The sequence below is a fragment of the Niabella drilacis genome, from assembly GCF_900101395.1.
Taxonomy (GTDB): Bacteria; Bacteroidota; Bacteroidia; order Chitinophagales; family Chitinophagaceae; genus Niabella; species Niabella drilacis.
The window spans coordinates 432,595-449,940 of record NZ_FMZO01000003.1 but is presented as its reverse complement, the minus strand read 5'-3'; the positions used below and the strand labels follow the sequence as shown (position 1 = coordinate 449,940).

Annotated in this window: 17 protein-coding genes; 4 read left to right on the top strand and 13 right to left on the bottom strand. The window is 46.8% G+C overall.

Translation table 11 applies throughout. The features are described 5' to 3' along the window. Nucleotides 1-28: 28 nt before the first annotated feature. Nucleotides 29-2,689 (top strand): alpha-L-rhamnosidase, encoded by a 2,661-nt coding sequence (locus BLS44_RS08185; protein WP_090389628.1) that lies wholly within the window; start codon nucleotides 29-31, stop codon nucleotides 2,687-2,689. Between the two features lie 141 nt (nucleotides 2,690-2,830). Here the strand turns inward: BLS44_RS08185 and BLS44_RS08180 are convergent, their stop codons facing one another. The 4 genes from BLS44_RS08180 to rpsD all read right to left on the bottom strand — a co-directional run bounded on the left by BLS44_RS08180 (nucleotide 2,831) and on the right by rpsD (nucleotide 8,077). Further along, nucleotides 2,831-5,413, bottom strand: a complete 2,583-nt coding sequence (locus BLS44_RS08180; protein WP_090389555.1) for a phosphoenolpyruvate carboxylase — start codon at nucleotides 5,411-5,413, stop codon at nucleotides 2,831-2,833. 291 nt (nucleotides 5,414-5,704) lie between these two features. Beyond that, nucleotides 5,705-6,274 carry a 50S ribosomal protein L17 gene (gene rplQ, locus BLS44_RS27125; RefSeq protein WP_090389554.1) on the bottom strand — a complete coding sequence of 190 codons (570 nt, stop codon included), beginning with the start codon at nucleotides 6,272-6,274 and terminating at the stop codon, nucleotides 5,705-5,707. Between the two features lie 101 nt (nucleotides 6,275-6,375). Further along, nucleotides 6,376-7,377 carry a DNA-directed RNA polymerase subunit alpha gene (locus BLS44_RS08170; RefSeq protein ID WP_090389553.1) on the bottom strand — a complete coding sequence of 334 codons (1,002 nt, stop codon included), beginning with the start codon at nucleotides 7,375-7,377 and terminating at the stop codon, nucleotides 6,376-6,378. A 94-nt stretch (nucleotides 7,378-7,471) separates the two neighbouring features. Further along, nucleotides 7,472-8,077 (bottom strand): 30S ribosomal protein S4, encoded by a 606-nt coding sequence (gene rpsD, locus BLS44_RS08165; RefSeq protein WP_090389552.1) that lies wholly within the window; start codon nucleotides 8,075-8,077, stop codon nucleotides 7,472-7,474. Nucleotides 8,078-8,166: 89 nt separating this feature from the next. Between rpsD and BLS44_RS26480 the strand changes: the two genes are divergently transcribed. Further along, nucleotides 8,167-8,331: a hypothetical protein gene (locus BLS44_RS26480; protein ID WP_176954353.1), complete on the top strand. Its 165-nt coding sequence runs from the start codon at nucleotides 8,167-8,169 to the stop codon at nucleotides 8,329-8,331. 13 nt (nucleotides 8,332-8,344) lie between these two features. On the opposite strand, the gene rpsK is transcribed toward BLS44_RS26480, so the two are convergent. The 5 genes from rpsK to BLS44_RS08140 form a co-directional block, all read right to left on the bottom strand. Then, entirely contained in the window at nucleotides 8,345-8,746 is a 402-nt protein-coding gene (gene rpsK, locus BLS44_RS08160; RefSeq protein ID WP_090389551.1) for a 30S ribosomal protein S11, read from the bottom strand. Between the two features lie 201 nt (nucleotides 8,747-8,947). Further along, nucleotides 8,948-9,328, bottom strand: a complete 381-nt coding sequence (rpsM, locus tag BLS44_RS08155; RefSeq protein ID WP_090389550.1) for a 30S ribosomal protein S13 — start codon at nucleotides 9,326-9,328, stop codon at nucleotides 8,948-8,950. An 83-nt stretch (nucleotides 9,329-9,411) separates the two neighbouring features. Then, entirely contained in the window at nucleotides 9,412-9,528 is a 117-nt protein-coding gene (ykgO, locus tag BLS44_RS08150) for a type B 50S ribosomal protein L36 (RefSeq protein WP_071597075.1), read from the bottom strand. A gap of 27 nt (nucleotides 9,529-9,555) precedes the next feature. Next, nucleotides 9,556-9,777 (bottom strand): translation initiation factor IF-1, encoded by a 222-nt coding sequence (gene infA, locus BLS44_RS08145; protein WP_018630797.1) that lies wholly within the window; start codon nucleotides 9,775-9,777, stop codon nucleotides 9,556-9,558. Between the two features lie 116 nt (nucleotides 9,778-9,893). Beyond that, nucleotides 9,894-10,289, bottom strand: a complete 396-nt coding sequence (locus BLS44_RS08140; protein ID WP_090389549.1) for a hypothetical protein — start codon at nucleotides 10,287-10,289, stop codon at nucleotides 9,894-9,896. A gap of 421 nt (nucleotides 10,290-10,710) precedes the next feature. On the opposite strand from BLS44_RS08140, the gene BLS44_RS08130 reads away from it, so the two are divergent. After that, the gene (locus tag BLS44_RS08130; protein ID WP_090389627.1) at nucleotides 10,711-11,403 is read left to right on the top strand and encodes a hypothetical protein; all 693 of its coding nucleotides are present in this window, start codon (nucleotides 10,711-10,713) and stop codon (nucleotides 11,401-11,403) included. Between the two features lie 84 nt (nucleotides 11,404-11,487). Next, nucleotides 11,488-11,982 carry a metallophosphoesterase family protein gene (locus BLS44_RS08125; protein WP_090389547.1) on the top strand — a complete coding sequence of 165 codons (495 nt, stop codon included), beginning with the start codon at nucleotides 11,488-11,490 and terminating at the stop codon, nucleotides 11,980-11,982. A gap of 235 nt (nucleotides 11,983-12,217) precedes the next feature. On the opposite strand, the gene BLS44_RS08120 is transcribed toward BLS44_RS08125, so the two are convergent. From BLS44_RS08120 to BLS44_RS08105, 4 genes are read right to left on the bottom strand one after another with little or no spacing between them, the layout of a single operon-like run. Further along, nucleotides 12,218-12,676 (bottom strand): hypothetical protein, encoded by a 459-nt coding sequence (locus BLS44_RS08120; RefSeq protein ID WP_090389546.1) that lies wholly within the window; start codon nucleotides 12,674-12,676, stop codon nucleotides 12,218-12,220. A 43-nt stretch (nucleotides 12,677-12,719) separates the two neighbouring features. After that, nucleotides 12,720-14,693: a methylmalonyl-CoA mutase family protein gene (locus tag BLS44_RS08115; RefSeq protein ID WP_090389545.1), complete on the bottom strand. Its 1,974-nt coding sequence runs from the start codon at nucleotides 14,691-14,693 to the stop codon at nucleotides 12,720-12,722. Nucleotides 14,694-14,698: 5 nt separating this feature from the next. Then, nucleotides 14,699-15,889 (bottom strand): PDDEXK nuclease domain-containing protein, encoded by a 1,191-nt coding sequence (locus BLS44_RS08110; RefSeq protein WP_176954352.1) that lies wholly within the window; start codon nucleotides 15,887-15,889, stop codon nucleotides 14,699-14,701. Nucleotides 15,890-15,905: 16 nt separating this feature from the next. Beyond that, a complete protein-coding gene (locus BLS44_RS08105) occupies nucleotides 15,906-17,306 on the bottom strand; it encodes a cobalamin-dependent protein (protein ID WP_090389543.1) in 1,401 nt (466 codons plus the stop codon). Nucleotides 17,307-17,346 lie beyond the last annotated feature (40 nt).

Here is a 17,346-nt window from a genome sequence, read left to right as displayed (position 1 = left end):
GCTATTTTATCCTGATAATATTGCGCATATGATTTGCAAACAGGCCGTTCTGCTATTATTGGTTTTAACCGGGATGCCCCGGTTGCTCCCCGCACAAAAAGTCATCAACCTCCAGTGTGAACATTTGATCAACCCGCTGGGCATCGACAATAAAACACCCCGCTTCAGCTGGGCCATTGATGATCCGCAGGCGGGCGCCGCACAAACCAGTTACCGGATCGTTGTTTCCCGGGATGCAGGCGGAGAGGTATGGAACTCGGGCATCATTACATCCGCGGATAACCTGGTCACGTATAAAGGCAGCCCCCTGCAGCCCTTTACAAGATACACGTGGAAAGTGCTCCTTACCGGTAAAAATAACCGCCCTTATGACCTGTCGCCTACCGCTTTTTTTGAAACCGGCATGATGCAGCAAACCAACTGGCAGGGAGGGTGGATCAGCGACGGCAGCGATATTCAGCGGAAGCCCGCCCCCTATTTCCGGAAGGCATTCCAGTTGAAGAAGCCGGTCAAAACCGCAAGGGTTTATATAGCTGCAGCGGGCCTCTACGAGCTCTCGCTGAATGCTGCAAAAGTCGGCAACCACCGGCTGGACCCCATGTACACCCGCTTCGACCGCAGGAACCTGTATACCACTTACGATGTCAGCAAACAACTGCAGCAGGGGCAAAATGTGATCGGTGTACTGCTCGGCAACGGCTGGTACAATCACCAGTCTACAGCTGTATGGTATTTCGACAAAGCACCCTGGCGCAACCGTCCGGCCTTTTGCCTCGACCTCCGGGTCACTTATACAGATGGCTCTGAAGAAACCATATACACCGACAGGAGCTGGAGAACAGCCCTGAGCCCGGTCATCTTTAACAGCATTTACACCGGAGAGCACTATGATGCGCAGCTGGAAATACCCGGCTGGGATCTGCCAGGTTTTGATGATTCCAAGTGGGCCACAGCTACCGACCGCGCAGCACCATCACAACTGATCGCTGCGCAGGCACTGTACCCGATACGGGATGTTGAAACGATAATCCCGGTGGATCTGAAAAAATTCAATGACACCAACTATGTCTTCAACCTGGGCAGGAATATCTCCGGTGTCAGCGAGATCCGGGTTTCCGGAACCGCCGGAACTGTTATCCGGCTGATCCACTCCGAGCGCGTTCATACCTCGGGCCATACAGACCTTTCCAATATCAACGTGCACTACCGGCCTACGGATGACAGCGATCCCTTTCAGACCGATATTTTTATCCTGAAGGGGAAAGGAACGGAGACCTTTAAACCCCGGTTCAACTATAAGGGATTCCAGTACGTGGAGGTCATCAGCAGCAAACCGGTAACGCTTAGTAAATCCAGCCTCCAGGCCTGGTTCATGCACAGTGATGTGCCGCAGGCCGGCACTATCGAAACCGGATCGCCCCTTATCAACAAGATCTGGCAGGCTACAAACAACGCCTACCTTTCGAACCTTTTTGGTTACCCGACCGATTGCCCGCAGCGGGAAAAGAACGGCTGGACGGGGGATGCTGTCATTGCACTGGAAACAGGGCTTTATAATTTTGATGGCATTACCGTATATGAAAAATGGCTGGCCGACCACCGCGATGAACAGCAACCCAACGGGGTATTGCCTGCCATCATCCCTACCAGCGGCTGGGGCTATCAGTGGGCCAACGGGCCCGACTGGACGAGTACTATTGCCATTATTCCCTGGACACTGTACCAGTTTTATGGCGATAGCAAACCTCTGGCAGATAATTATGAAAACATAAAAAGCTATGTAAACCATATTGCCGCGCTGTACCCCGGTGGACTTACCACCTGGGGGTTGGGCGACTGGGTACCGGTAAAATCCCAATCCCCCGTTGAGCTCACATCCTCTCTTTACTATTATAAAGATGTAACGATACTGGCAAAAACGGCAGCGCTTTTTAACAGGAAAGAAGATGCCGCCCGCTACCAGGCGCTGGCAGAAAAAATAAAAAATGCCATTAATGGTAAATACCTCAACTCTGCAACCGGCATCTACGGAAGCGGTTTACAAACAGAGCAAAGTACGCCGGTTTACTGGGGGGTGGTTCCCGAGGCTGTGAAAGCCCGGGTAGTAGCCAACCTGGCAAAAAAAGTACAGGAAGACGGTGTTCAGCTCGATGTGGGTATCCTGGGCGCCAAAGCCGTGCTGAATGTGCTTAGTGAGAACGGTTATGCCGACCTGGCTTACCAGCTGGCGGCCCGCAACACTTACCCCTCCTGGGGCTGGTGGATCGAAAACGGAGCCACAACACTTTATGAGAACTGGAAAGTGGATGCAAAGAATGATGCTTCGCTCAACCACATTATGTTTGGAGATATCGGCGCCTGGTTCTATAAGGCCCTGGGCGGCATCTTCCCGGATCCAAAGCAGCCGGGCTTCAGCAACATTCTTCTCAAGCCCAATTTTGTAACCGGGCTTAATGCATTTAAGGCCACTTACAACAGCGCAAGAGGCCCCATTCTTTCATCATGGGAAAAGCAGGGAGATCAGCTCCGTTATACCTGCCGGATCCCGGCAAACAGTACCGCAACTTTTTTCACACCCGCACCCTGGCAACCCCGTAAAGGCTACCGGATGCCCGGCACTCCAAATAAAGACGGCAGCTATACATTGCCCTCAGGTACCTATACGATCTTGCTGAATAAGAAATATTGAATATGGAACGATACCTGTAAAGAGAAACCGGATCATTTTTTATGATCATGGTTCCCGGAGCACCATAGCAGCTCCTTCTCTTTTACATTTACTATTTCGCCTTGGAGCTTTTGGGGAATATTTTACATTCCCCAAAGGGTATTAAGCAGAATTCCGCCCGGCATTAATGATTCCGAAAGAGCAGCGCATTACCAGTTTTCCCAATACCTCCTGCAGGGAATCTTCTTTATCATCATTGCCCTCACGCAACTGAACCAAGGCATACTGCTGAATCGTTACCAGCGGCATAACGATCCGTTCCCGCATGCGAATCGACAATTTATCTACCGGGTAGGAACCCATTAATGTATCGTGCCCCGTTAATTTATAAATATACTGTTTGGTTAAAACAAACTCATCATAGATCATTTGCCAGATGGCACCGAATTGCTCATCTTTTGCGATGTAAGCCGTTATCGGGAAATAGGATTTGCTCATCGCCATTTCGCAGTTATCCAGCAGGGTTTTAAAGTACAGCGATTCATTGTATAATTGCTTCAGTTCTTCAAAACGCCCGATATACTCCATCTGCTTTAACGCAGTGCCCACGCCAAAAAAGCCCGGTACATTTTGCTTCAGCTGGCTCCAGGCGCCGGAGAACGGGATCGCCCGGAGATCGCCCAGTGAAATAGAAGCCTGTTGCTGCCCTCTTTTGGCCGGCCTGCTGCCGATATTGGTTTCACTGTAAAAACGCAGCGGGCTCATTTCATAAAGATAATTGGCCAGCTGCGGATGATTCTTCAGCTTTATATAGGCATCAAAACCATAAGAAGAAAGTTCCTGCAGCAGCTGCTCCTGCTTGCCGTTTAACGGTGGATAACGATCCGCAAAAAGCGAACTCGACACACCCGCATTAATTAACTGTTCGATGTTGAACTGCGCAGAGTCAATAATACCAAAATTGGCGCTGACCGTTTGGCCCTGTATGGTCAGCTGGATTTCCCGGTTGGAGATATTGCGTCCCATAGATGCATAGAACTTATGTGTTTTTCCGCCACCACGGGAAGGAGGGCCTCCCCTTCCGTCAAAGAAGATCACATCAAAGCCATATTGCCTTGTGATCCGCGTCAGCTCTTCCTTGGCACGGTAGATGCTCCAGTTGGCCATCAGGTAACCGCCATCCTTGGTTCCATCCGAGAAGCCCAGCATAATGGTTTGTGTTCTGCCGCGGCGATCCAGGTAGGCCTTATATTCCGGAAGGGAGTAGAGCGTTTTCATTACATCTCCTGCATTTTGCAGATCCTCGATCGTTTCAAAAAGCGGAACAATATCCACGTTCATCTCCTCGCAACCGATACCGTTTAGTTTAAACAGGCCAATGACCTCAATAATGCTCAGCACGCTGGTGGCATGGCTGATAATATACCGGTTGCAACCCAGTTCCCCGTTCGATTCCTGTATAGAACGAATAGCATTCACTACTTCAACCGTATCCTTTACCACTGTATCTTCAAATAGGGATGCATCGTTCAGTGGTTTAAGATTCAGCAGCAGTTTCACCTTCTCTTTTTCCTCCAGGGTATCATAGTCTGCCGGTAATATGCCTGCCTGCGAAGCGGCAACCCGTGAAAATACTTTTTCGTGCACGGAGCTGTCCTGCCGGATATCCAGTGACGCAAAGTGTAACCCGAAGATCTCGATCTTGCTGATCAGGTCCTGTATCCGGGATACAAATAAGCCATTGGCCTTTTCGTTCACAATCTGCTTTACACCTTCCAGTATGGATATAATTTCCTTGTCGGTAATTTGGCTTCCCTTTCCCGGGATAAAGACCTCTTCATATAAGCGGCGCTCCAGGTCGCTCATGATCTCCTCCACATCATGAAAAGTTAACCGGCGCTTCAACCGGCGCACATCAAAATAATAACATTTTAAAATAGCGCCGCGCAGCGCTGCGGCTACCTGCAGCGTGGTATCCTTGGTTACAAAGGGGTTACCATCCCGGTCACCGCCCGGCCAGAAGCCCATCTTAATCACCGAATGTTTATTGGTGGCAATCCCCGGGAACTGGTTCTTCAGCTCGCTAAGGATACGGCCCGCCGCAGGGTAAAAAACATTTTCGAGATACCAGATAAGACTAACGGCCTCATCGAAAGGGGTCGGCTTGTTCTTCTTAAAAAAGGGCGTTTTTCCCAGCTGCTGCAGCAGGACGTTGATTTCGCTGGCATCATTCTTCAGCAATGCGTTGCTCAGGTCCCGGATGATTCCCAGCACAGAGCCGGGGTAAAATTGGGTAGGATGCGCTGTTAGCACCAGCCGTACACAAAAATCTTCCAGCACTTTATCAAACTGCGCTTCCTTATTATTCTGGGCCACTGCAGACATCAGCTGCTTCAATGTGCCCGGACCACTAAAGTCATTGATCTTTTTATAGGAGGCATCTTCCAGCGCGTCAAACAATACTACCTGGCGCTCTACATACTGCACCAGGCGGAACATAAGATCCAGCCGTTCTTTGCGCGTGGTAAAGGAAGTATGCCGGCTAAAAAAATCTTCGATGATCTCCACAGGACTCGAACCTTTTTCATACCCTTCTTCGCACATGCTGGACAACAGTGATAATAAGATCCCCGTCTTCTCAATTTTATGAAAGGGCAAAGAAGTAAATAAACTGTTATACAATTGAAATCTTATCCCTACATCATTTTTGAAGTGCTGAACCGATTGGTTGCTTACCACATCCATATATTTCCTGTTTGACTTTTAGAATTACACCGGGCCTTTATTTGCATTCAAGGCATGAAAGCCAGCACCCGGCACCCATTAAACAGCGTTGAAGATACTATTTTTCCGCTATACCATTTGCAAAGTTTAAGCATTTAATCATTTCTTTATATATCATCTAACAACAAATAAAGTTCATTGCATTTTATCAAACACCCATTCCGGTCGGGGATCAAATCTCAAATTACCATCCATAAAAATGCCCCGCCCGGGTTATACCGGAGCGGGGCATTTTATACGTTCAAAAAAGAATTAAGCTCCTTTGTTTTCTTCTTTCGCTTCAGTTTCAGAAGTTGCTTCTGCAACGGGTGCAGCAGCTTCTTTTACTTCTTCAACCGGTGCTGTTGCTTCAACAGCAACTTCTGCAGCAGGAGCAGCTTCATCCGTTTTCTTCTTTCCGCTTCCTCCGCGACGGCGGGTACGTTTACCGGCAGCTTTTTCGTCGGAGCCCTTACCGTAGATCTCATTAAAGTCTACCAGTTCGATCATCGCTTTTTCAGCAGCATCACCGGGACGGATCCCTAATTTAATGATACGGGTATAACCACCGGGACGACCACCAACTTTTGCAGCAACAGCGCCAAATAATTCCTTAATGGCTTCTTTGTCCTGTAAATGACTGAATACGATACGACGCTGATGCGTGGTATTTTCCTTGCTTTTTGTGATCAGGGGCTCTACGTATACCCGTAACGCTTTTGCTTTTGCAAGAGTTGTTACAATACGCTTATGCTCTATCAGCTGGCAGGAAAGATTACGTAACAGCGCATCTCTGTGCGCTTTGGTACGGCTTAAATTTTTGATTTTGTCTCCGTGACGCATGACATTTAGATTTTATTCAGCTGCACCGTGTCAGGAATTGCAGCCTACATGAAATAATAAAAAATAAAAGGGCGGGTAAAACTACCCGTCCCCTAAAAAAATTAATAATCGTCTTTGTCGATTCCCAGCTTCTGAAGATCCATGCCAAAGCCCAGACCTCTTTCGATCAGCACCTGCTCAATTTCAGACAGGGATTTCTGACCAAAGTTCCGGAACTTCATCAGGTCTTCCTGCTCGTACTGAACCAGCTCACTCAGGGAGTTGATCTTGGCAGCTTTCAGGCAGTTGAACGCGCGTACAGAAAGATCCAGGTCTTCCAACGGGGTCTTCAGTACCTTGCGCAGTTGCAATGTCTGCTCATCTACCATATCTTCCTTCTTCTCTTCCTTATTATCAAACGTGATGTTTTCATCTGTGATGATCATCAGGTGCTGGATCAGGATACGGCTGGCTTGTTTTACGGCCTCTTCCGGGTGGATGGTACCATCTGTATTTACCTCCATCAGCAGCTTTTCATAGTCCGTACGTTGTTCCACACGGGTATTTTCGATGCTGTACTTTACGTTCTTGATAGGCGTAAAGATCGAATCGATGGCGATATAACCAACAGGGGCATCTTTTACCTTGTTGTCTTCAGCAGGCACATAACCACGGCCCTTGCCGATGGTCAGTTCAATATCCAGCTTTGAAGAAGAATCCATGGTGCAGATCAGCAGTTCCGGGTTCATGATCTGGAAGGACTGTGTTCCTTCGGCAATCATACCTGCGGTGAATTCTGTCTGATTTTTTACTGAAATGGAAATTTTTTCATTGGCCACTTCATGATCCACGATCCTTTTGAAGCGTACCTGTTTTAAGTTCAGGATGATCTCAACCACATCTTCACTAACCCCTTTCATGGTAGCAAATTCATGATCTACTCCTTCTATCTTAATGCCTACAATAGCATATCCCTCAAGAGAGTTCAATAAAACACGGCGCAGTGCGTTACCAATGGTAACACCATACCCCGGCTCTAATGGACGAAATTCAAATTGAGCTTCAAAATCCGAAGCTTTCTGCAAAATGATTTTGTCCGGTTGGTGGAAATTTAAAATTGCCATTTTTGCCTTTATTAAGTGAATGGTGAATAAATGAATGGTGAATAGTAAATGGTGAATTGACGGTTCACTATCCGCTATTGACTATTCACTAAAATTACTTACTGTACAATTCAACAATCAGTTGCTCCTTAATGTTCTCAGGAACACTTTCCCTTTCGGGATAGGTTATGAAAGTACCTTTGATTTCAGTTTCATTGAAATCGATCCAGCCAAATTTTGGATTTTTAGGACGGATCACGCTCGTAATAGAAGAACGGTTCTTGCTGCTTTCTTTCAGGGTGATGATATCACCTGCTTTCAACTGGTAAGAAGGAATATTTACCACTTCGCCATTTACTTCAATGTGCTTGTGGCTCACCAGCTGGCGTGCAGCAGGACGGCTGGGTGCAATACCCATACGGAATACCGTGTTGTCTAAACGGGCTTCAAGTAATTTAATAAGGTTTTCACCGGTAATACCTTTACGACGGTTGGCTTCTTCAAACGTTTTGCGGAATTGTTTTTCCAGCACACCGTAAGTGTATTTTGCTTTTTGCTTTTCGCGCAGCTGCAATGCATATTCCCCTAAGGTTTTACGCTTGCGTTTTTCGCCATGCATACCGGGAGGGTTACTGTTTTTACCCAACCATTTACCATTACCTAAAATAGGCTCCCCGAAAATACGGGAGATCTTGGTCTTTGGACCATTGTAACGTGCCATAATTATACTTTCATTTAAGCTTTTTTAGAAACCGGTACAGCAATCAGTAAAAAGCTTTGGAAAAAATTAATTGCGTACCCTTTTTAAAAATGAAAAGCCAATTGGCTATCAATCATGCTTCAGCTTTCAGCATTAAGCCTTTAGCTTTCAGCAAAAATTTTAAAGAACTTATTATTTTGTTACCAGCTTTTGTACTACTGGCAGCGCTCTTGCGTCGCACACTTCATCGCCTGGTAACACTACTCCACACCTAATGGCCATGAACAATTATACTCTTCTCTTTTTGGGAGGACGGCATCCGTTGTGCGGTAAAGGCGTTACGTCTTTGATCATTACGATCTCAATACCAGACTGGGAAAGTGAGCGGATCGCTCCTTCACGACCGGCTCCGGGGCCTTTTACATATACATCCACTCTTTTTAAACCAGCATCCAGTGCTACTTTAGCAGCATCTGCGGAAGCCATTTGAGCGGCATAAGGGGTGTTCTTTTTAGAACCGCGGAAGCCCATTTTACCAGCACTGCTCCAGGAAATAACCTGCCCGGTCTTGTTGGTTAAACTGATGATGATGTTGTTAAACGTTGCAGAAATGTGCGCATCTCCGTACGCATCCACTTTTACAATCCTTTTTTTTGCAGCGGCTTTTCCGCTGTTCTGTGATTTTGCCATTGTACTTAAAGGTGATCTTTAAAAATAAAAACGCTCTGTAGAACAAAACGCCCAGTCAACCCTATTCCTGCACCGGGTGTCCGGAATTGATCTGGTAGTAACAGGTGCATATGATAAAGTTGACAAATTGATAAGTTAAGAGGTTAACAAGGATGAATAACACCTGTCAACTTATTAACTTATCAACCTGTCAACTAAATACTATTTCTTAGCGGCTTTTTTCTTACCGGCAACCGTCTTACGTTTTCCTTTACGGGTACGGCTGTTGGTTTTTGTACGCTGACCACGTACAGGAAGTCCTTTCCTGTGACGAAGGCCGCGGTAGCAGGCGATATCCAGCAGGCGCTTAATATTCATTTGCACCTCGCTTCTCAGCTGACCTTCTACCTTTAATTCTTCGGTGATCGTAGAACGGATCGCATTCAGATCCTCATCATTCCACTCGTTTACTTTTTTGCTGCGATCAATGCTATTCTTATCCAGAATATATTTTGCTGTAGAAGGACCGATCCCATAAATATAGGTCAGGCCAATTTCGCCCCTTTTGTTCTTTGGTAAGTCTACACCGGCAATACGTGCCATATCTTAAATTTATTGTTTTTAGTTTTTAGTTCCTGGTTAACGGCCTCAACTATAAACCATAAACCATAAACTATAAATATGAATTATCCTTGTCTTTGTTTAAAACGGGGATTCTTTTTGTTAATAACATAAAGCTTCCCTTTGCGACGTACAATCTTACAGTCGGCGCTGCGTTTCTTAATGGATGCTCTTACTCTCATCTTTTTTTTTAATTTAAGGTTTTCAGCTTAATTTTTATAGCGGAAATTTATCCTGCCCCTGGTCAAATCATAAGGAGACATTTCCAACCCCACTTTATCTCCGGGCAAAATACGAATGTAGTGCATACGCATCTTTCCGGAAATTGTTGCCAAAACCTCATGGCCGTTTTCCAGCTTTACCCTGAACATCGCATTAGACAAGGCTTCCAGGATGACTCCGTCTTGTTTTATTAAAGGTTGTTTTGACATACAAATTTTAGGGCTGCAAAGATAGGTAATATTTTATAATAAAAAAAGCCTTATCCTGCCTAAATTTCAGAATAAAGCTGTATTGTTTGGCCCCGGGGCCACAAAAATAACAGGAATTAGTGGAGCAACGGAACTTTAGTCATTTGTAAATGAATATTTTGCAGCTCGCTTACTGTGATCGGGCGGTCAAAAAGACGCCGGTCCTCGCGGTACCAGACCTCGCTGCTTGAAAAATTATCCGCCGCCGGCACCAGTACGCGGAAAGGTCCCTTGCCGTATTTGACCCCGTTTTCGGCGCCATGGTCCATTTTTTCAAATCCAAGACGCATCAGCTGGGCCTCATCTACAGGAATACCCTGCACCTGGTCCAGCGGATACCAGAATTCCTGGATACCATTATCCACGCAAACCTCCCGTTCTTCATTGCTGACCCTTACAACAGCTCCTTCGCGGGAAACCCCATTATCTGTTACAACAACCCAGTCGCCTGGTTTTAGTTCGTTTAATTTCATATGAATTTGGATTTATGCAAACAAGGAACTTTTACTTTTCTAAGATAGACAAAATAATTGCAAATGCCATGGCCCTCCAATATTTTTATTAGTCCGGAGAGCAGGGTTGCTACCCGCTCCCGCCAGTATCCCGGAAACCTGTCAAACGGGCGGTATGCCAGTTTTTCCCCCGGAGCCGGCATACCTGTCAGTGTCCCGGGAATACGGTGCTCCTGCAACCCCTTCCGGGAATGTAACCGCGCTTTTGCCGGGGCCCTGTCGCTGTATGCCTCTTCCCGCCTGGGTTTGCGGCCATAAAACACACGTTTGTTATAAATAATATTCCTTTTTAATGTTAATAAATCACCAAGGATTTCTTAATTTTTTGTTATCATCTGGCATGTTTCTTGCGCAAGGGGCGGCAAATGTAAATTTCGATCAAATGAAAAAAATCCTATTGAGTATCTTCTCCCTGGCCCTCGTGGCAGGAGCAAACGCGCAAAGCGAAATCAAACCCAATCAAGGTGATGTAACCACTGAGTTCGGACTGTCTGGTGGTGTATTAAACTCCAACTTTGAGTTAAACGAGCAAGGGAACCTGTTGCGTTTCCGCTATTTTGCCAAAGAAACGCTGGCTTTCCGGCTGGGTTTTGGTCTCAGCAGTTACAAGAACACCAAGAACCTTTATGACATTGATGATGATTCGCATAAAGGGACCTACAAAACGAGCGAAACAGACTTTTTGCTAAACCTGGGTGTGGAAAAGCACTTTACAGGAACCGAGCGCCTGTCTCCCTATGTTGGCGGTGATCTTTTACTGAGCGTGGCCAACGAGAAAAAAGAATTCAGCGATGCTACCATGGGCGGAACTGCTTACCAGGAAAACAATTCCGGCAGTGTTAAAGGCCCCGGAAGCCTTGGATTTGGCGTAAGGGCTGTAGTGGGTGCAGATTACTACATTGCAAAACGTGTTTTCCTCGGCGCTGAAGCCGGCTTTGGTTTCCTGAACACTAAAAAGGGTAAAACTACTATCAAAGTAAATGACGAACCTACCGTTACTCAAAAATCGGCAGGCAGTGGCTTTGAATTAGCCCCCAATGTAATTACAGGTGTCCGCATCGGTTTTGTATTCTAAAAACGGAACGGATTCAATCCTTAAGAAAGGAGTCCCGTCTTTTTAGCGGGACTCTTTTTTATTCCTACTTTTATCAAAAAGACAGTGCAGCGGATCGGTTTACTATCAGATACCCATGGCTATTTAGACGATGCCATATTCGGCTACTTCAAAGAGTGTGATGAACTATGGCACGCCGGCGACTTTGGTAATGCCGGGCTGGCGGATCAACTTAAAAGCTTTAAACCGCTTCGCGGTGTTTATGGCAATATTGATGGACAGGAGATCCGCGGAGCATTCCCGGAAACACTGGTATTTTCCTGCGAAGATGTAAAGGTAATGATCCGTCATATTGGCGGCTATCCTCCCAAATATAATAAAGAAACAAAAGCACTGCTCCTGCAGGAGCGTCCGCAGCTTTTTATCAGCGGCCACTCCCATATTCTCAAGATTATGTACGATGATCAGCTGCAATGCCTGCATATGAATCCCGGGGCTGCAGGAAAACAGGGATGGCACCAGGTGCGCACACTGATCCGGTTTGTGATCGATGGCAAAAACATCCGCAACTGCGAGGTCATTGAACTGGGAGCAACCTGAAAATATAAAACTGCGGAAATGTGAGCATTTGGAACAGCTAATTGGTCAATAGGTCTTTGAGTACAGGGCGGATCTAACGTTAAGCTTGGAACAGTAATGAGCCGTCAACACTCAGCCATTCAACCACCTTCAGTCATATTAAACCAATCGAAACATATTAAGGACATCCGTTTAAAAGCGGCTCTCGCTTCAACCGTGAAACCCGAGAAAAGCGGGGGGATAAGACAACTCCTGCCTAAAACCAGCCTCTTCCCAATCCTACTTCACGGAAAGGCCAGGGAATGGCAGCCAGGATAATGATCAGGGCCAGTATATAAAATAACGCGGTTTTACGATGCTTCTTGCGGTCGGAGATGTTTTTCTTTGCAACTGATTTGCCCACATGAACCAGTACAACGGCGATCAGCATCATTGTAATATGTTCTACTGCAAAAAAGCGCAGGGTAGCATTCTGCATTACTGCCGACATCCCCTGGTCCTGTATCACTTTCAACCCGTGCGCCCCTGTTATCCATTGAATGACCCCGATCAGGAATTCAATATCCACTGCGATCATCAGGAACAGACCGGCTTTGCGGTGGCCATTGGTAAACGGCCTGCTGCCCACACCAATACTTTTAAAAATAGCCACCAGCAATAATAATAAAATAACCCAACGTAAGAAACTGTGAAGATGCAGCAAACCCGTTTCCATATTTAATTTTTTAGATAGTGAATCCAGCGAAATTAAGAAAATATTACATACTGCGCCTGTATTGCCCCCCCACTTCATATAAAGCATGGGTTATCTGCCCCAGCGAGCAGGTCTCCACACAGTCCATCAGCACTTCAAAAAGATTATCCCCCGCAACCGCAGCGTCCTTCAGTTTCAACAATGCCCGGGTGCTCTGAGCTTCATTACGTTTTTGAAAGTCGTTTAAATTTGCGATTTGCTGTTCTTTTTCCGGCTCCGTACTCCGGATCACTTCACCCGGAAGAAGCGTTGGACTCCCCTGCTTATTTAAAAAGGTATTCACTCCAATAAGCGGCAGACTGCCGTCGTTCTTCTTCATTTCATAGTACAGGCTTTCCTCCTGTATCTTGTTACGCTGGTACATGCGTTCCATAGCGCCCAGTACACCACCCCGTTCGTTGATCCGGTCAAACTCCGCCAGTACAGCTTCTTCAACAAGATCCGTCAGCTCCTCAATCACAAAGCTGCCCTGTATAAAGTTTTCCGAGCGGGCGGTTCCCAGCTCGCGGTTAATGATCAGCTGGATGGCCATGGCCCGCCGTACACTCTCTTCCGTAGGTGTGGTGATGGCCTCATCATAGGCATTGGTATGAAGGGAGTTGCAATTATCATAAATAGCATACAGAGCCTGTAAAGTAGTGCGGATATCATTAAAATCGATCTCCTGTGCATGCAGGCTGCGCCCCGATGTTTGTATATGGTATTTCAGCTTCTGCGAGCGTTCATTCCCTTTGTAGATATTTTTGATCGCCTTAGCCCAGATGCGGCGCGCTACCCGGCCAATTACACTATACTCGGGGTCCATCCCGTTGCTGAAGAAGAAAGACAAACTGGGGGCAAAATCGTCAATATGCATTCCCCTGCTCAGGTAATATTCCACATAGGTAAACCCGTTGGCCAGTGTGAACGCCAACTGTGTTACCGGGTTGGCGCCTGCTTCTGCAATATGATACCCGCTGATGCTGACACTGTAAAAATTTCTAACTTTATTCTGAATAAAATACTCCTGTACATCTCCCATCAGTTTTAATGCAAACTCTGTAGAAAAAATACAGGTATTCTGCGCCTGATCTTCCTTTAGTATATCTGCCTGTACAGTACCTCTTACCTTCATTAAGGCATCGGCCCTGATGGCGGTATATACTTCGGTGTCCAGCACCTTCCTTCCACTGAGCCCCAGCAACCGGAGTCCCAGGCCGTTATGGCCTTCCGGCAGCCCCTGCGGGGCCAGCGGGTTACGATATTGCGGAGGCCGACCGTTCTCAAATTTTTCCCTGCGTACAGCGTCTGCCTTATCCCACAGCTGGTGCGCTGTAATATATTTTTCACATTGCTGGTCTATCGCTGCATTCAGGAAAAAAGCCAGCAGGACCGGCGCCGGACCGTTAATGGTCATCGAAACCGAAGTAGCAGGATCACAGAGATCAAAACCACTGTACAATTTTTTTGCATCATCCACCGTTGCAATGCTCACCCCACTGTTACCGATCTTTCCATAGATATCCGGCCGGTGCCCCGGGTCTTCACCATAAAGCGTTACACTGTCAAACGCGGTGCTGAGCCGCTTGGCCGGGGCATCGGCGCTTACATAGTGGAACCGTTTATTGGTCCGCTCCGGGCAGCCTTCCCCTGCAAACATCCGGGTGGGGTCCTCCCCTTCCCGCTTCAGATCAAATACACCGGCTGTAAAAGGAAACTTACCGGGCACATTCTCCTGCAACTGCCACTTCAGCAAATCCCCCCAATCCTTGTATTGAGGTAATGCGATCTTCCGGATGCCTGTTCCGCTCAATGAGGTCACCGTAAGCGGCAGGCGGATCGTACGGTCACGGACCGTAAATTCAAAAAGATCTTTTTCATATTTCTTTTTCAGTTCCGGCCATTCATCCACCAGTTCCCTGCAACGGGGATCCTGCTGTTTTTGCAGCAGCTGATATGTTGCTTCCAGTGTTTCTTTAACAGATAATTTTTGTGCCATCCGATTTATTTTCCGGTATTTAATTTTTTATAAAATACTTTTACCTCATCCTGTAACTGTTTAGCCGTCGGCAACCTGTTCTTTAACGTCCTGGGTAATGCCTTGCTGAATGTATATTCACATACCCCGATCGGCTGATTGATCCCTGCCAATGCAAAATCAACTTCCATATTGTCTTTAGACCCGCAAAGTATAATTCCTATTGAAGGCCGATCCGACTCCTGTTTAAATTGCTTATTTACGATATTCAGATAGCCGTTCATTTTTCCGGTGTGTTCCAGTTCAAAGGACTCCATCTTCAGATCGATCACCACAAAACAACGCAGGAGCAAGTGATAAAAGAGCAGGTCTGCAAAATAATCTTTTTTCGTCCCCTTTAAAATCACCTGTCTGCCCACAAATGCAAACCCTGCCCCCAGTTCCAGGAGAAAATCCCGGATATGCAGCAGCAGGTGCTCTTCCAATTGTCGTTCAGTAGCAAATTCACTTATTTGAGGGAACCGGAAAATGTAAGGATCTTTAAGGATCTGGTTGGCCAGGTCTGCCTGGGGCTTGGGCAGCGTTAAATGAAAGTTGGAGGTCTTTTTTCTCTTATGCTGTCTTAAATACAGATCGGTGCTCAATTGGTATTGCAGCAAGGCCCTGCTCCAGTTGTGTGCCACTGTTTTTTGAATGTACCATAAACGTTCCTGCTCATTACTGATCTTATCGATCAAATAGGTATGATGCCCCCAGGGAATACCGATCAGCAAAGGGTTTGAGAGGAAATAACTTACACCATCAAATTGCGCAACAGGCTGTTGCGTAAATTCAGGAATCAAAGACTTTTTCTCTTTTTTTACCGTCTTTTTGGCTGCGGCTCTGCCAGAACTACGAGAGGTTCGTAATTGCGCAACAGGCTGTTGCGTAATTAACAGATCGGGGTATACTGCAGCAAACTGTTTCATATAAAGCAGGTTCCTTACAGAAAAACCCCGCATATCGGGGAACCCCGACTGAAGATCGACCGACAATTGATCGATCACTTTTGCCCCCCAATCCTCTCCGTCAATTTTTTCAATGATCTGGCGTCCAAGAAACCAGTATAGTAACAACATGTTCTTGTTTACTGTAAGCGCAGTTTGCAACCGGCTTTGCGCTATCTCTTCTTTTAAAGTGCCCAGCCATTTTTTGTAGGGTCTCGTAATTGCTTTCATAGATTCTATTTTTAGGTTATTCATACATTTTAATTACACCATTTAACTGGTATAACTTCGTGGCGATGTCTGCCTGCTCTTTTACATAGCGATTGTAGTTGCGGACCGATTCCGAAATATCAGACAGGTAACGAATCCTCTTCCCCGGGATGATCGATCGCTCCATGGGCGCCGTATCCCGGAAAGAAACTGTTTCATCAAACGCCGCCTTACATTTTTTGTTCAGCATCCGGATCATCTGTAAGAACAAGGTGTTCACCCCCGGGTCATTAAATTTGGCTGCGATGGTGCCGGTGACCGGCAGGTCTTCATCGTTCGCGGTCCACAACTGGTGGTTTCTTTTGTATTGTTTTCTTACCTCCATCAATGCATCTGCAGCACCGGCTTTATCAAACTTATTTATACAGACCAGATCCGCATAGTCCAGCATATTGATCTTTTCCAGCTGGGAGGCTGCCCCATACTCCGGTGTCATTACATACATACTCACATCTACATAATCAACAATGGAAGCATCACTTTGTCCAACGCCTGCACTTTCCAAAATGATCAGGTCAAAAGCAGCAGCCTTACAAACATCCAGCGCCTTCTGAATGGAGCGGCTTAATGCTACATGATCATCACGGGTAGCCATCGAACGCATATAGGCTCTTGGATGTGCAATAGCATTCATCCGGATCCGGTCGCCCAATAAGGCACCGCCGGTCTTTTTCCTGGAAGGATCAACCGAAATAACAGCGATCGTTTTTTCCGGATACCCGTTCAAAAAACGGCGGACCAGTTCATCCGTCACAGATGATTTTCCGGCGCCACCGGTACCGGTGATGCCTACTACCGGCACTTTAGCATCCGCATGCGAAACCGGAGCCTGTCTGTTTTCGCTGATTTCTGCCTCTGCAAGTGTAATGGTGCGGGCTATTGACCGGATCTCTTTCTTTTCACCCAGGGGTGGAGCCCCCTTCCAGTTCTCCGGTGCATTGTTAAAGGCCGCAACTGAAACTTCCGAACAGGCGATGCGGACCAGGTCCTCGATCATTCCCTCCAGTCCCAGTTTCCGGCCATCATCCGGGCTGTAGATCTTTGCGATACCATAGGCATGCAACGCTTCGATCTCCTGTGGCAGGATCGTGCCGCCGCCACCGCCAAAGATCTTTATATGACCACATCCCGCTTCGTCCAGCAGGTCCTTCATATACCGGAAAAACTCCATATGACCGCCCTGGTAGCTGGTAATGGCAATGGCATGTGCATCTTCTTCAATAGCGCATTCTACGATCTCCTGTACCCCACGGTTATGTCCCAGGTGGATGATCTCCACGCCCTTCGACTGTAAGATCCGCCGCATAATATTGATCGCGGCATCATGCCCGTCGAACAACGAAGCAGCCGTTACCATACGTAGTGTGTTCTTTTCCATTTTTCACCAAACAATTGTTAGCAAAAGTACGGTTTCGGGG

What these genes read in the sequence shown, in the direction of transcription:
- BLS44_RS08130 (WP_090389627.1), top strand. Translation starts at nt 10,711, where the DNA reads ATGAAAAAAATCCTATTGAGTATCTTCTCCCTGGCCCTCGTGGCAGGA.
- BLS44_RS08185 (WP_090389628.1), top strand. Translation starts at nt 29, where the DNA reads ATGATTTGCAAACAGGCCGTTCTGCTATTATTGGTTTTAACCGGGATG.
- rpsM (WP_090389550.1), bottom strand. Translation starts at nt 9,328, where the DNA reads ATGGCACGTATTGCCGGTGTAGACTTACCAAAGAACAAAAGGGGCGAA.
- BLS44_RS08180 (WP_090389555.1), bottom strand. Translation starts at nt 5,413, where the DNA reads ATGGATGTGGTAAGCAACCAATCGGTTCAGCACTTCAAAAATGATGTA.
- BLS44_RS26480 (WP_176954353.1), top strand. Translation starts at nt 8,167, where the DNA reads ATGAAAAGCCAATTGGCTATCAATCATGCTTCAGCTTTCAGCATTAAG.
- BLS44_RS08170 (WP_090389553.1), bottom strand. Translation starts at nt 7,377, where the DNA reads ATGGCAATTTTAAATTTCCACCAACCGGACAAAATCATTTTGCAGAAA.
- BLS44_RS08140 (WP_090389549.1), bottom strand. Translation starts at nt 10,289, where the DNA reads ATGAAATTAAACGAACTAAAACCAGGCGACTGGGTTGTTGTAACAGAT.
- ykgO (WP_071597075.1), bottom strand. Translation starts at nt 9,528, where the DNA reads ATGAGAGTAAGAGCATCCATTAAGAAACGCAGCGCCGACTGTAAGATT.
- rplQ (WP_090389554.1), bottom strand. Translation starts at nt 6,274, where the DNA reads ATGCGTCACGGAGACAAAATCAAAAATTTAAGCCGTACCAAAGCGCAC.
- infA (WP_018630797.1), bottom strand. Translation starts at nt 9,777, where the DNA reads ATGTCAAAACAACCTTTAATAAAACAAGACGGAGTCATCCTGGAAGCC.
- BLS44_RS08110 (WP_176954352.1), bottom strand. Translation starts at nt 15,889, where the DNA reads ATGAAAGCAATTACGAGACCCTACAAAAAATGGCTGGGCACTTTAAAA.
- BLS44_RS08105 (WP_090389543.1), bottom strand. Translation starts at nt 17,306, where the DNA reads ATGGAAAAGAACACACTACGTATGGTAACGGCTGCTTCGTTGTTCGAC.
- BLS44_RS08120 (WP_090389546.1), bottom strand. Translation starts at nt 12,676, where the DNA reads ATGGAAACGGGTTTGCTGCATCTTCACAGTTTCTTACGTTGGGTTATT.
- BLS44_RS08115 (WP_090389545.1), bottom strand. Translation starts at nt 14,693, where the DNA reads ATGGCACAAAAATTATCTGTTAAAGAAACACTGGAAGCAACATATCAG.
- rpsK (WP_090389551.1), bottom strand. Translation starts at nt 8,746, where the DNA reads ATGGCAAAATCACAGAACAGCGGAAAAGCCGCTGCAAAAAAAAGGATT.
- rpsD (WP_090389552.1), bottom strand. Translation starts at nt 8,077, where the DNA reads ATGGCACGTTACAATGGTCCAAAGACCAAGATCTCCCGTATTTTCGGG.